The sequence below is a fragment of the uncultured Chitinibacter sp. genome (assembly GCF_945957625.1).
In the GTDB taxonomy this organism is placed as follows: domain Bacteria; phylum Pseudomonadota; class Gammaproteobacteria; order Burkholderiales; family Chitinibacteraceae; genus Chitinibacter; species Chitinibacter tainanensis.
The window spans coordinates 101,688-114,104 of sequence record NZ_CAMFLP010000007.1 but is presented as its reverse complement, the minus strand read 5'-3'; the positions used below and the strand labels follow the sequence as shown (position 1 = coordinate 114,104).

Annotated in this window: 11 protein-coding genes; 7 read left to right on the top strand and 4 right to left on the bottom strand. The window is 55.3% G+C overall.

Annotated features, from left to right (window positions below; genetic code table 11):
- Positions 1-204 precede the first annotated feature (204 nt).
- The gene (locus QV747_RS10030) at positions 205-1,608 is read left to right on the top strand and encodes a lytic polysaccharide monooxygenase (protein ID WP_273429801.1); all 1,404 of its coding nucleotides are present in this window, start codon (positions 205-207) and stop codon (positions 1,606-1,608) included.
- 62 nt (positions 1,609-1,670) lie between these two features.
- Here QV747_RS10030 and QV747_RS10025 read toward each other — a convergent pair whose 3' ends face one another.
- On the bottom strand, positions 1,671-1,925 hold the full coding sequence (locus QV747_RS10025; RefSeq protein ID WP_273429803.1) for a hypothetical protein: 255 nt from the start codon (positions 1,923-1,925) through the stop codon (positions 1,671-1,673).
- 80 nt (positions 1,926-2,005) lie between these two features.
- Between QV747_RS10025 and waaC the strand changes: the two genes are divergently transcribed.
- Complete coding sequence (waaC, locus tag QV747_RS10020) at positions 2,006-2,953, top strand: lipopolysaccharide heptosyltransferase I (protein ID WP_273429805.1); 948 nt, start codon at positions 2,006-2,008, stop codon at positions 2,951-2,953.
- 50 nt (positions 2,954-3,003) lie between these two features.
- Here waaC and QV747_RS10015 read toward each other — a convergent pair whose 3' ends face one another.
- Genes QV747_RS10015 through QV747_RS10005 form a run of 3 tightly spaced genes read right to left on the bottom strand, consistent with a single transcriptional unit; the run spans position 3,004 to position 6,947 of the window.
- Positions 3,004-4,329, bottom strand: coding sequence for a deoxyguanosinetriphosphate triphosphohydrolase (locus QV747_RS10015; RefSeq protein ID WP_273429807.1), 1,326 nt, complete (start codon positions 4,327-4,329; stop codon positions 3,004-3,006).
- Entirely contained in the window at positions 4,326-5,582 is a 1,257-nt protein-coding gene (locus tag QV747_RS10010) for a bifunctional diguanylate cyclase/phosphodiesterase (RefSeq protein WP_273429808.1), read from the bottom strand. Before QV747_RS10010 ends, QV747_RS10015 begins: the two co-directional genes overlap by 4 nt.
- Positions 5,583-5,585: 3 nt before the next feature.
- On the bottom strand, positions 5,586-6,947 hold the full coding sequence (locus QV747_RS10005; RefSeq protein ID WP_273429810.1) for an HD-GYP domain-containing protein: 1,362 nt from the start codon (positions 6,945-6,947) through the stop codon (positions 5,586-5,588).
- Positions 6,948-7,174: 227 nt separating this feature from the next.
- Between QV747_RS10005 and QV747_RS10000 the strand changes: the two genes are divergently transcribed.
- The 5 genes from QV747_RS10000 (at position 7,175) to QV747_RS09980 (ending at position 12,381) form a co-directional block, all read left to right on the top strand.
- Positions 7,175-8,263: an ABC transporter ATP-binding protein gene (locus tag QV747_RS10000; protein ID WP_273429812.1), complete on the top strand. Its 1,089-nt coding sequence runs from the start codon at positions 7,175-7,177 to the stop codon at positions 8,261-8,263.
- 12 nt (positions 8,264-8,275) lie between these two features.
- Positions 8,276-9,205 carry an ABC transporter permease gene (locus tag QV747_RS09995; protein ID WP_047392652.1) on the top strand — a complete coding sequence of 310 codons (930 nt, stop codon included), beginning with the start codon at positions 8,276-8,278 and terminating at the stop codon, positions 9,203-9,205.
- Positions 9,195-9,971 (top strand): ABC transporter permease, encoded by a 777-nt coding sequence (locus tag QV747_RS09990; protein ID WP_273429814.1) that lies wholly within the window; start codon positions 9,195-9,197, stop codon positions 9,969-9,971. The genes QV747_RS09995 and QV747_RS09990 overlap by 11 nt, the downstream gene beginning before the upstream one ends.
- Before the next feature lie 189 nt (positions 9,972-10,160).
- Positions 10,161-11,219 carry a spermidine/putrescine ABC transporter substrate-binding protein gene (locus QV747_RS09985; protein WP_028450011.1) on the top strand — a complete coding sequence of 353 codons (1,059 nt, stop codon included), beginning with the start codon at positions 10,161-10,163 and terminating at the stop codon, positions 11,217-11,219.
- Positions 11,220-11,271: 52 nt separating this feature from the next.
- Complete coding sequence (locus QV747_RS09980; protein ID WP_273429815.1) at positions 11,272-12,381, top strand: VanZ family protein; 1,110 nt, start codon at positions 11,272-11,274, stop codon at positions 12,379-12,381.
- Positions 12,382-12,417 lie beyond the last annotated feature (36 nt).

The window sequence follows — 12,417 nt, the reverse complement described above, 5'->3', positions numbered from 1 at the left end:
TCACATCTACGGGTTAACCCTAATCAGGGCTTTGCTTGTCAGCTTTCATGCCAGCGTGGTAAATTGCTCTCGCGAAAATGTGGTCGAATTTTTCGCGCTAAAAATCAAGCAAAAGTATGAATAAAATCATTGGTTTGTGCGGGTTGTAAATCAGAAAATACTGATATGACTGCCAAGCCAGCTCACCAGAAACTGGAGAAGACAATGCAACAACAACGTAATGGGTTTGCTCTGCCCGTGCGTATTGCACTTGCCGTAGGTTGTTTGGGTGCCGCACAACTGGTATCAGGTCATGGCTCGATGGAAGTGCCAATCAGCCGTGTGCTCAGCTGCTTTAACGAAGGCCCGGAAAATCCAAAATCTGCCGCCTGCCAGGCCGCAGTAGCGGTATCAGGCCCGCAATTTTTGTACGACTGGTCGGGTGTGAATCAAAACCCGAACGGCAACCATAAAGGCTTCGTGCCAGATGGCCAGCTGTGTGGTGGTGGTAAAGCCAACTACGCTGGTCTGAATCTGCCGCGTACCGATTGGCCAGTGACCAATATCGCGCCCGATGCCAATGGCAACTTCGAATTTATCTGGAATGCGCCCGCGCCACATACCACCAAAGACTGGGTGTTTTATGTAACCAAAGACAGCTGGAATCCAAACCAGGCGCTGTCTTGGGGCGATCTGGAGCAATTCTGCCAGCTGGGCAATGTGCCGGTAACAGCCGATAAGCGCTACAAAATGACCTGCCCGCTGCCGAAGAAAACCGGCAAGCACATCATTTATGTTACTTGGCAACGTAGCGATAGCCCAGAAGCGTTCTACTCATGCTCGGATGTGAATTTCTCGGGGGCGGTGTCGACCTACAAAGAACTGGGGCAGATTCGCGCGCAGCAAAATCTGGCGCAAAGCACCAAAGTCACATTCCGTCTGTTTGATAACGCCGGTCGCGATCTGGAATCAGCGCAAATCATTGCCGATTACGATGCGCAAACCGGTGCCGATCTGACGCAAATGAACATCTGGCCGTATTTCCTGGCGCAGAAAGTGAATGGCAGCTCGAAATATGTGAGCGTGGGTGTATTGCAAGCCAATGGCTCGGTCGCGCCTGTGCAAACCGCGCAAGACAACCGTGTGTATAGCCGCTCAGGGGCCGATTACATCTTCCGCGTGGATATCGAAGCCCCGGCCGGTGTAACCCCTAAACCAAGCACGCCAACACCGGCTCCGGTGGTGACGCCAACACCAAAACCTGTGGTGACACCAACCCCAGCACCGGTGGTAACACCAACGCCAGCGCCAGTGGTTACACCGACACCTAAACCTGTGGTTACCCCAACTGCGGCTCCGGTGGTGACACCCACTCCGAAGCCAGTAGTAACGCCAACCCCAGTACCAGTGGTGACTCCAACGGCAAAACCGGTCGTGACGCCAACACCGACACCAGCAACTGGCTCAACCTGCGTTGCTGCATGGGAAGCGAGCAAAGTGTATGCCGCACCGGGCAACAAAGTGAGCTACGGTGGCCGTAACTTTGAAAACAAATGGTGGACCACGAACGAGAAACCCGATCCAAGTAGCCAGTGGGGCGTGTGGAAAGATCTGGGCGTTTGTAGATAAGCCCAAGTCCAGCTAGCCGCCAGGCCAAACCCGCGAGCAATCGCGGGTTTTTTATTGCGTGTTTAATGCTCGGCGTGGGTAGCACTGCTGGCGGGCTGCGTCGCGGAGGTTGAAGCCGCGCTAGCTTGGGCGGCGGCGTAGGCGAGCTCACCCACGGCGTAGGCGCCTTTGACGCCAGCTTTGCCGACGTCATAGCTCACCTCAACGGCCGTGGCGGCGACCGACACCGCAGCGCCGGCCACCATGGCGGTGGTCGTTACGACTGCGCAACCCGAAAGTAGCGTGGTGATGGCGAGGAAAAAGAGGCTTTTTTGCATCGGCTTGGCGAAGGTTCAAAGTGGGAACGGGATTGTGGGCTAGAATCGTCGATTCGTCGATCTGCCTGCTGAAAGTCTGTATGCCACGCCGCGTTTTAATCGCCAAGCTCACCTCGCTGGGCGATGTGCTGTTTACCCTGCCTATGGTCAGTGATATTCGCCGGCATCGTCCGGATCTGGAAATCGACTGGGTGATCGACGATACACTGGCCGACTTGCCCGCCTTGCACCCTGGGGTGAGTCAGATTCATGCCATCCCTTTGCGCCGACTCAAGAAAATGCCCAAGCCCGAGCGTTGGCCGGCGCTGCGGCAGGCGGTGAAATCGCTACGTCAATCCCGCTATGAAGTGGTGCTCGATTGTCATGGCATGATTAAAAGTGCGGCGCTGAGCTGGCTGGCCAAGGCCGAGCTCATCTACGGCCCGGCCGATGAGCGGCTGGGCGAGCGGGCGGCGCGCTGGGTATACGATCAGCGCATTGTGCCCGACCCCGCTTTGCCGGCGGTGCAGTGGTATCGGATGTTTGCGGGTCTCGCGCTGGGCTATCAGCCGCAGGGCTTGCCGGATTTTGGCTTGCAAGCTGTGCCTTTACGCGGGGAATGGTTGCCCGCGGGGCCTTATGTGCTGGGTTTTCACGCCGCCTCAAAAGCCGAAAAATGCTGGTCGGTGGAATCATGGCAAGCCGTGGGGCAGCAGCTGGCTGAGTGTGGGGTGGCCTTGATTCTGCCGTGGGGCTCACCGGCAGAGCAAGGGGTGGCGCAAGCCATTGCAGCCGCCGTGCCCAAGGCGGTGGTGGCGCCGAAAATGACCGTGGCGGAGCTAGCGGGGGCGATGCTAGGGGCGCAGCAAGTGATCGGGGTGGATACTGGGATGACGCATCTGGCTGAAAGCCTGGGCGTGCCGACGATTGCCCTGTATACCGTGACTGATCCGGCGACTTACCACCCCTATTGGAATTTTGCCGCCCACGCCTTGGGCGGTAATGGCGAAGTGCCACAGGTGGAAGAGGTATTAAAACTGCTGGTCTAGGGTATAGCTATCTGGGTCTTTGAATATAAGGGCTGGCTGCACATACCCCGCTAACGCCCCATGCCGCCCACTTGCTGTGCCAGATAGGTAGCGTAGTTGTCGGTCATACCGCCGACAAAATCCAGTACCCGGCGATAGGTTTCATACAAAGGCCAGTCTTTACGCGGGGCATTGTATTCCATCAGATCGAGCACCCGTTTCATGCGGAACGGCATGTGGGTACTCACTTTCAGTTCATACGAGGCTTTGCAGAAGGCATCGAGCAGGATGTCGAGACAAGTGAACGAGCCGACTTCGATTTCGATTTTGCGCCGCTCGTTAAAAATCCGATCACGGGCGAGCTGTTTGGCTTCATTAATCCCTTGGCGCATAGCGTAGGGGCAGTCATTGAGTAAATCGCCCTGATACGTGCCAGCCATCAGGCGCGGATAATTGGCCATAAAAGTCTCGGCTACCCCGCGGATGCAGCGATCAATCGCCTTGCCGCGCAGCAAGGAGATTTTGCGGCGGACCGAGGGGGCGGCTGCGACTTCCAGTTCCAGCAGACTGCGCTCGCCACCGCAGATTTTCATCAGCAGTGGTTCTACGCTCTCGTAGGGCAACATGCCGATTTCGATGCCGTCTTCCAGATCGAGAATGGCGTAGCAAATATCGTCGGCGGCCTCCATCAGGTAGGATAAAGGATGGCGCGCCCACTTGCCGGGCGCTAATTCCGGTAGCCCAAGGCGCTGCGCCACTTCGGCCAGTAAATGCTGCTCACTCACATAACAGCTGAATTTGCCTTTGCCGCCGGCATGTTCGCTGGTCCACGGGTATTTGAGCGTGGCGCCCAAAGTGGCGTAGGTGAGGCGTAAACCGCCTTCAAAGCGATGGTTTTCCAGTTGGGTGATAATGCGAAAACCTTGCGCATTGCCTTCGTAGGTCATTAAATCGCGACGCTCTTCCGCGCTGAGGTTTTGGAGCAAATACGCGTGTTCTGGCCGACGGAACCAGTCGCGGATCGCATATTCGCCGGCGTGACCAAAGGGCGGGTTACCAATATCGTGGGCAAGGCAGGCGGCCTGCACAATGCCGCCTAGGTCATAGGGAGTGATATGGGCGGGTAGCTCGTCTTTGAGGCGCTCGCCGATCAGTACCCCTAGGCTGCGCCCCACGCAGGCAACTTCAATACTGTGCGTGAGCCGGGTATGAACGTGATCATTTTCGGTCATCGGGTGTACTTGCGTTTTGCGCCCCATCCGGCGAAATGGCGAGCAAAACACGATCCGGTCATGATCTTTATGAAAATTACTGCGGCCCGCTTCGTTGTCCAGTGCTTCGCTGGCATCGGTGCCCAAACGTGCGGCGGTGAGTAATTGCGCCCAATTCATGCTCATCGTGGTTTCGCCAGGAAAGTGAGTAAGTCCGCCAGTTTGAGTGGTCGGCTGTAGTAGTAGCCCTGAATTTGATCACAGCCATATTGCTGCAAAAGCGCCAGCTCGGCGGCTTGCTCTACACCTTCGCCAGTCACCATTAATTGCAAACGGTGGGCCAGGGTAATAACTGATTCGACAATCGCTCGGTCTTCCGCCGATTCGGCCAGCTGCATGACAAAGCTGCGGTCGATTTTTAGCTCATCAATGGGCAGGCGTTTTAAATATGCCAGCGATGAGTAGCCGGTACCGAAATCATCCAGCGCCAGTTTGCAGCCCATCTGTTTAATTTGTTGCAGGTGTTTGAGCGAAAGCTCGAATTCTTCAATCACTGCCGATTCGGTAATCTCGAATGTGACCAATTCGGCCGGAATACCCCACACGGCCATCGCATTGCCAATAAAGCCTGCCAAGTGTGGGTCGCGTAGATTGTTCGGCGCCAGATTGATGCTCAGTGTGCCTTGATAGCCCGCGAGGCGTAGTTGCGAGAAATTGCGCAAACCGGTTTGAATCACCCAGTGGGTCAGCTGATCCATCAGCCCGAGATAATCGGCAACGCTGATAATTTCGTAAGGGGAGATGCTACCCAGGAGCTCGTCTTCCCAGCGCAGCAGGACTTCTACGCCGCTCACTGCGCCACTGGCGGGGGCGATTTGCGGTTGAAAGGCTAAATGAAAGCGGTTGTCGTAGAGTGCATTGCGCAATGGTTGCTCGAGCCGTACCAATTGTTGGCCCAGCCAATCGCGATCAGGGTCGTAGACCCCAATATGCTCTTCAGCAAACTGATGGGCCGCAATCTTGGCCGCGTCGATCAGTGCTTCACCATCGCGGCCATGCTCGGGGGCCATGGCGATGCCGATTTGTGGGTAGAGCTTGAGCTCATCGCTGCTCACATCATGCAGCAAGGTTTTGGCCCGATGCGCAGCCAACAAGGCATGGCTGGTGCCATTCAGCTGGCCAAGCAGCAGTCCCACCGAGTGGGAATCGAGCTGAAAGATATGATCGGCTGGGCGCAATAAAGGCAGCAGGCGGCTGGTCAGGCATTCAAGTAAATGATCGCGATAATGGCCGGGGTGCAGATGGCGTAATTCGAGGTAAATCAGCGCACTTTGCTTATCAGGCCCGCCGCGCTCTAGGGTTTGCCTGATGCATTCATCTAGTTGGCCCAGCGGGGTGAGTTTTTGCTTGATGGGATGCAAAGGGCGCGGATTACTCATCGGCTACTCCAGGAAATACTCGCGCGGATCAATATTGTAAGCGCCCCGGCTCAATTCACGCCGCAAAGAGATTGGCAAGCCATTCGGGGCCGTTGGATTGGTGATCAAATCTAGCGTGTGCGGTTTGGCGTAGGACGTTTTATCCGGCGCCAGAATGACCATTAATTTGGGTTTTAGTCGGCGGACCCGGTTTTGGCCAATTACAATCCCGACTTCGCCCGTTGAGAGCTCAACTAAGGTGCCGACGTGGAAAATGCCGATGCACTGCGCAAATTGCTCAACCAGCGCCGGGTGGAAATATTTTTCGCTCCACTTGTACAGCAGTTGCAGCGCTTCATGTGCGGGTTTGGCATCGGAGTAAGTGCGCTCGCTGGTGAGCGCGGTGAAACAGTCAACAATCCCCGCCATGCTGCCAAACATACCAATCTCTTCGGCTTTGAGCCCCTGTGGGTAGCCGCTGCCGTCATAGCGTTCATGATGGCGTGCCACCATATCCACCACATCCAGCGGTACGTTATCCATCTGACCCAGAATATCGAGACTATGCTGCACATGGGTTTTCATCAGCATGAATTCGCCTGGCGTATAGCGCCCGGTGCGATTAAGCAGATCTTCGGGCAGGCGAATTTTGCCAATATCCAGCATCAGGCCAGCGAGGCCCAGCTTGCGTAGTTCCTCTACCGGGTAGCCCAAATGCCGGCCAAAGGCGAGTAAATACACGGCGGTATCGATCGAGTGGGAATAGGTGTACTGATCGCGGTCTTTTAGTTGGGTGAGTAGCAGCAGGGCATTGGGGTTGCGTACGATTGAATCAACTAGATCGTTGACCACCGCATTGGCTTCTTCGATCTTGGGGTGTAGCTCTTTACGTACAGATTCCATAAAGCTGCGCATAAAGGTTTGCGAGCTTTTATGGACGGCCTGAGCTTTGGGAAGCTCGACTTCTACTTGCTCTTCACGATCATACAGAATGACCTGCGTATTAAAGCTGCGGCGTGGCGTGGCGGTGTCGCGCTGAAACAAGCCGGCAAAGAGGCGGCGCAGCTCCAGCAAGAGGCTGATCCGTTCGCGGCGCTCTTGTTCTTGCGGATTATGTTGCAGCAAAGCGCTGATGGGCGGGGCGCTAAAAGCGGCTTTGTCGGATTTGGGTTTGATATCAAACAGCCCGGCCCAGCGATTGATGCCGCCATTCGAGCGGCTGAAATCGACCGTGACGTATTCGCAGTATTCGCGCAGCTGCTCCAGTTGCTGGTGCTGCTCGATCAGAAAGCCCTGTAGTAGAAATGGGGTATCCAGCCACGGCCGATCCAGCTCGGTGACATAGAGCCCAATTTGCAAGTCCAGAACGTGTACGCGGGTTTCCACAGGCAATTAGTTCTTACGAATGAGTCGCATTTCTATTGGTCTTGCCTGACTCAGAGTTGATCCAAAACGCTATTCTAGGGCAATCCATGGCCTTCGGGGCGAATGAAATGCGCTGTGCAGTTAGAGTAATCCCTACATTTTGCCGCCACACAGCCCTTTTTTCGCCGATTTTCCCCCCCATGGGAGCGAGTTTGCTAAAATGTCGCGGCTTTTTCGTGAGGATAATCATGGCGCTGCTCGAGATTCGTGATGTTGTAAAACAGTTTGGTGATTTTACAGCGGTCAACCACGTAAGCCTCTCTGTCGAGGCGGGCGAATTCTTTACGCTGTTGGGCCCATCGGGCTGCGGTAAAACCACGCTGTTGCGCATGCTGGCCGGCTTTGAGCAGCCTGATTCAGGTGAAATTCTGCTCGACGGCGTCAATATGGCTGGGGTGCCGCCCGAAAAACGCCCGGTGCATACCGTGTTCCAAAATTACGCGCTTTTCCCGCATATGACCGTGGCGCAGAACATTGCGTTCCCGCTGAAAATGGCCAAAGTACCGGCCGAAGAAATCAAAACGCGGGTAGCCGAAGTGCTGGACGATGTACGTCTCAGCCAGTTTGCCAGCCGCTATCCGCATGAAATGTCGGGTGGGCAACGCCAGCGGGTGGCCATTGGCCGCGCCTTGGTGAATCGCCCACGCTTGCTGCTCTTGGATGAGCCCCTCTCGGCGCTGGATGCGAAGCTACGCGAAGAAATGCAGATCGAGCTGATTAATCTGCAAAAAGAAATCGGCATTACCTTTGTGTATGTCACGCATGATCAGGGCGAGGCGCTGGCGCTGTCGCACCGTATTGCCGTGATGAATAAAGGCCAGGTGGCGCAGCTCGATGCGCCGGAAACCATCTACAGCTATCCGAAAAGCCGCTTTGTGGCCGATTTTATCGGTCAATGCAATTTGCTGGATGCCACGATCAAATCAATTGGCGCCGACCGCATGCAGGTGGAAATCGCCGGGGTGGGCGTTGCCGAAACGCTGCCGGTGGCGGGGGCGCAAGTGGGCCAAAGTGGTTGCCTGACCTTGCGGCCAGAAAAAATTAAGCTGGGCGCGACCTTGCCGACTGGCGACGCTGACGAAGTGCATTTCAAAGGCCGGGTGCATGATTGCCTGTATCTGGGCGATGTGACGATTTACATCGTTGAGCTGGAAAACGGCATGCTGGTTGAAACCATGCTACCTAACTCGGCACCCGGGCGGGCGAAGTTCTTTGATGATAATGATCAGGTGGAGCTGGCATGGCGCTATGACGCTGGCCACTTCATCTTGGCCTAAGGATGGGCGGTCATGGCGAAAAGCAATCGAATTAATAAATGGCTCATTTCCGGGCCACCGCTGCTGTATCTGATCATTTTCTTTGCAATTCCATCGTTGATCATGGCCTTTGCGGCCTTCCGTTATCCGGGTGATTACGGTGGCTTGCTGCCTTTGATTGGGCCAAACCCCGACACCGGCGCGAATGAATTGCTGGTGACGGCGGAAAACTGGCGCGACTATCTGACTTTCGATAATTTCGGCCTGTTTTTCTCAGACCCGATTTATATCGAGCTGTTTTTGAAGTCGTTCTGGTATGCCGGGATCACCACGCTGGTGTGTTTACTACTGGCTTATCCACTGGCTTGGCTGATCGCACGCAGCCCAAAGAAATACCGCGACCTGATGATCTTGCTGGTAATTCTGCCGTTCTGGAGTAACTTCCTCATCCGCGTGTATGCCTGGATGATTATTCTGGGGCCGCAGGGCTATTTCACCATGGCGCTCAATCAGGTCTTGGGTGTGGTGGGTTTAGGCCCGGTGCAGCTGATGTTTAGCCACTTTGCCGTGATTATCGTGCTGGTGTATGTGCACCTGCCCTTCATGGTGTTGCCGCTGTATGCCAATCTGGAAAAACACGATATGGCATTGCTGGATGCTGCCCAAGATCTGGGGGCATCGGGCTGGCAGCGTTTCTGGAAGGTGACTTGGCCGCTATCCCTCCCGGGGGTATGGGCCGGCGCGGCGCTGGTGTTTATTCCGGCGCTGGGTATGTTTGCAGTACCGGATCTCGTTGGTGGTACCGATGGCATCATGATTGGTAATCTGATCAAACAGCAATTCCTGGATAGCCGCGATTGGCCATTTGGCTCGGTGCTGTCGATTATGTTGACGCTGGCCGTATTGCTGCTGGCGGGGTTGGCGGCCATGGTTGGGCGCGGAGGTAAGCGCGATGCACTCTAAACAATCGAAATGGCTGTGGGCGGCGGCGCTGTTGGCCTATGCCTTTTTGTATGTGCCACTGATTATTGTGGTGGTGTATTCCTTTAATGATTCCAAGCTCAATGCCGAGTGGGTGGGCTTTACCTTCAAATGGTATGAGCATCTGCTGCACAACGAGCAAATGCTGGTCGCCGCACGTAATTCGCTGTTGATCGCTATCGTGACCAGCTGCTGCGCCACGGTACTGGGTACGCTGGCAGGCATTGCCATGCATCGCTACAAATTGCGCCTACTGCCCTTGCTGGTGCTCACGCCAATCGCCATTCCCGAAATCCTGATGGGCGTGTCGCTGCTGATTTTCTTTGTGATGCTGAATATGACGCTGGGGCTGGTATCGGTCACCTTGGCGCATATCGCGTTTTGTATCGGCTTTGTAGCGATTGTGGTGCGTTCGCGCTTGCAAGGGATGGATGATGCCTTGGTGGAGGCCGCGCGTGATTTGGGCGCGACGCCATTGCAGGCCTTCCGCCTGGTGACCATGCCGCTGATCATGCCCGGCATTATTGCGGGAGCACTGATGGCGTTCACCTTGTCGATTGATGATTTCGTGATCACCTTCTTTACCGCAGGGGCGGGTGCTTCAACGTTGCCGCTGCAGATTTATTCGATGATCCGGATTGCGGTTACACCGGAAGTGAATGCGATTTCAACGCTGTTGATGTTGCTCACGCTGGTGCTGATTGTGATTGCCAGCAAGGTGGCGCCAAGCGCATTGCGAGCTGAATAAAGCCGCCTTATCGCGATTTAAAAGGCAGCGCAGTGCGCTGCCTTTTTTCTTGCCTGCGGGTAATCAAGGTCTTGTGCAAAAAACCGTCAACCGCACGCAGATTGCCGCGACAAGACAATAATTCGTGGCATAATCGCGCAACTTGGGGTGGCCAAGTTTTTCCACTTTTAATTCTTGATGGTGAACACAATGAAAAAGTTCTTACTGGCCCTGCTGCTGGCCGCGGGCACCGCAAACGCTGAAGATGTATTGCATCTTTATAACTGGAATAACTACATCACCCCAGAAACCGTCAAGAATTTTGAAGCCAGCTGCAAATGCCGAGTGGTGCAAGATTACTACGGCGCGATGGAAGAAATGCTGGCTAAGCTCTCGGCCGGAGCGAAAGGTTACGACGTGGTCGTGCCAACCGGTTTTGCAGTGCAGCCCCTGGTGAAGCAGGGCTTGGTGCAACCGCTGGATAAATCCAAGCTGCCGAATATCAAAAATCTAAACCCATCGTTTATGAACAGCGCTTTCGACAAGGGCAATCAATACTCGGTGCCATACGCCTTCACTACCACGCTGGTGGGCTACAACGACAAAAAAATTAAAGAGCTGGGCATCGACCCAAGCTCGTGGGCGATTATTTTTGATCCAGCCGTCCTGGCTAAAATCAAAGGCAAAGTGACGGTGCTGGATGACAGCCGCGAAGTATTTGCCGCTGCGCTGATGTATAACGGCTTCTCGGCTAATTCGACCAAGCCAGAAGAGCTGAAAAAAGCCCAAGAGACCATCCTGAAAGCCAAGCCATTCTGGGCGGCGTTCAATGGGCAGAGCTATATCAAGGAGCTGACGCTGGGCAATATCTGGGTGGCGCACGGCTACTCGAACGATATGTTCCAAGCCAACACCGATGCCAAAGCGGCCAAGCGCCCATTCGGGATTGCCTACAGTCTGCAAAAAGAAGGCAACACCTTGTCGCTGGATAATATGATGGTGCTGAAATCAGCCCCACGCCCAGATCTGGCGGCCAAGTTCATCAACTTTATGCTTGATGGCAAAAATTCAGCCCAGCTGACCAATGCCATTGGCTCAGGCAACCCGAACGCGGCATCACAAGCGTTTGTGAAGCCCGAAGTAAAAGCTATTAGTGCGGTATTCCCAAGTGCCGACAATATGAAGAAACTGCAGCAGCTCAATGCGCTGGAAGGCAAAGCGCTGCGTGATCTGGGCCGGATGTGGACCCAAGTCAAAACTGCAAAATAACATGAGCTGAACGACAAGCGGGGGCGTAAGCCCCCGTTTTTCTTCCTACGCTATGGCGCGATTTCCCCCTATCCGCTACCTTGCCCGCCAAGCCGAGCCGACTCGGGTGTCACCCTTCTTTGTGGCGGTGGCTTTGCTGCTGGTGCTGGTGGTGAGCCTGTTTCCCTTTAGCGATTGGCGCTTCACGGGCGAGCCAGTGTTTGCCTTTTACACCTATCCGCTGCCGTACTACATCACCCTCTTTGATAACACGGTCAATGTGCTGGCGTATATTCCGCTGGGCTTAGGCTGGATGCTGCTGTTTCGGCGGCGCTGGTTTGCGGCGATTTTGGCGGTGTTGCTGTGCGCACTCACGTCGGCCAGTGTTGAATTTGTGCAGCAATTTTTGCCGGGGCGGGTGGCCTCGAATCTGGATATTCTCAGTAATACCGCCGGTGGCGCGATCGGGGTGGCCATTGGTTTGGTGCTGCGCAGTCGGCGCTGGATGCAGCGCTGGTTAATTTTCCGGCACGAAGTTTTAGCCCCCGGCCGGATGATGGAGTGGGGTGCGGTGTGGCTGGTGGTGTGGCTGGTGGCCCAACTCGACCCAAGCCAGCCTTTTTTGGGTGTGGTGGTCGAGCCACGTGGCTTGCCGCAGCCCTTTATTGCGCCGCTGGCGGATGCTGCACTGTTTTTGCGCCTGCTGGAAGGTGGCGGCATGATGTTGAATCTGGTTGGGGTAGGCTTGTTTGTGTCGGTGCTGCTGGCCTATCAGCGGGATTTCCCCCGTGCGATGTTTGCGCTCCTGGGTACTGCCTTGCTGCTAAAAATGGCTTTTGCCGGCATGTTGCTGCGGCCAGAGCAGTTTTTTGTCTGGCTGAATCTGAATATCGTGCTGGGGGGCGTGGGCGGCGTGTTGCTGCTGACTTTGTGTTGGCACCTGCAGCGGCGCTATCGCGCCTTGCTGTCGGTGTTGTGTTTATCGCTGGCGACGGTGGTGAGCTTGGTGTGGCCGCTCACCCCGCAATTGTCGGCCACTTTGCCGCTATTTAAATGGCAGTATGGGCACTTGCTGCACTTTAGCGGGCTCTCGCAAATCATGGGCGATCTATGGCCGTTTGTTGCGGTGTTGCTGATGCTGGTGTATCTACTTAGCCCACGCCGCAGCGATGAGTGGTACTAGGGTATCTTGCTGTAGCCTTTATTGATTGTGCGTTAT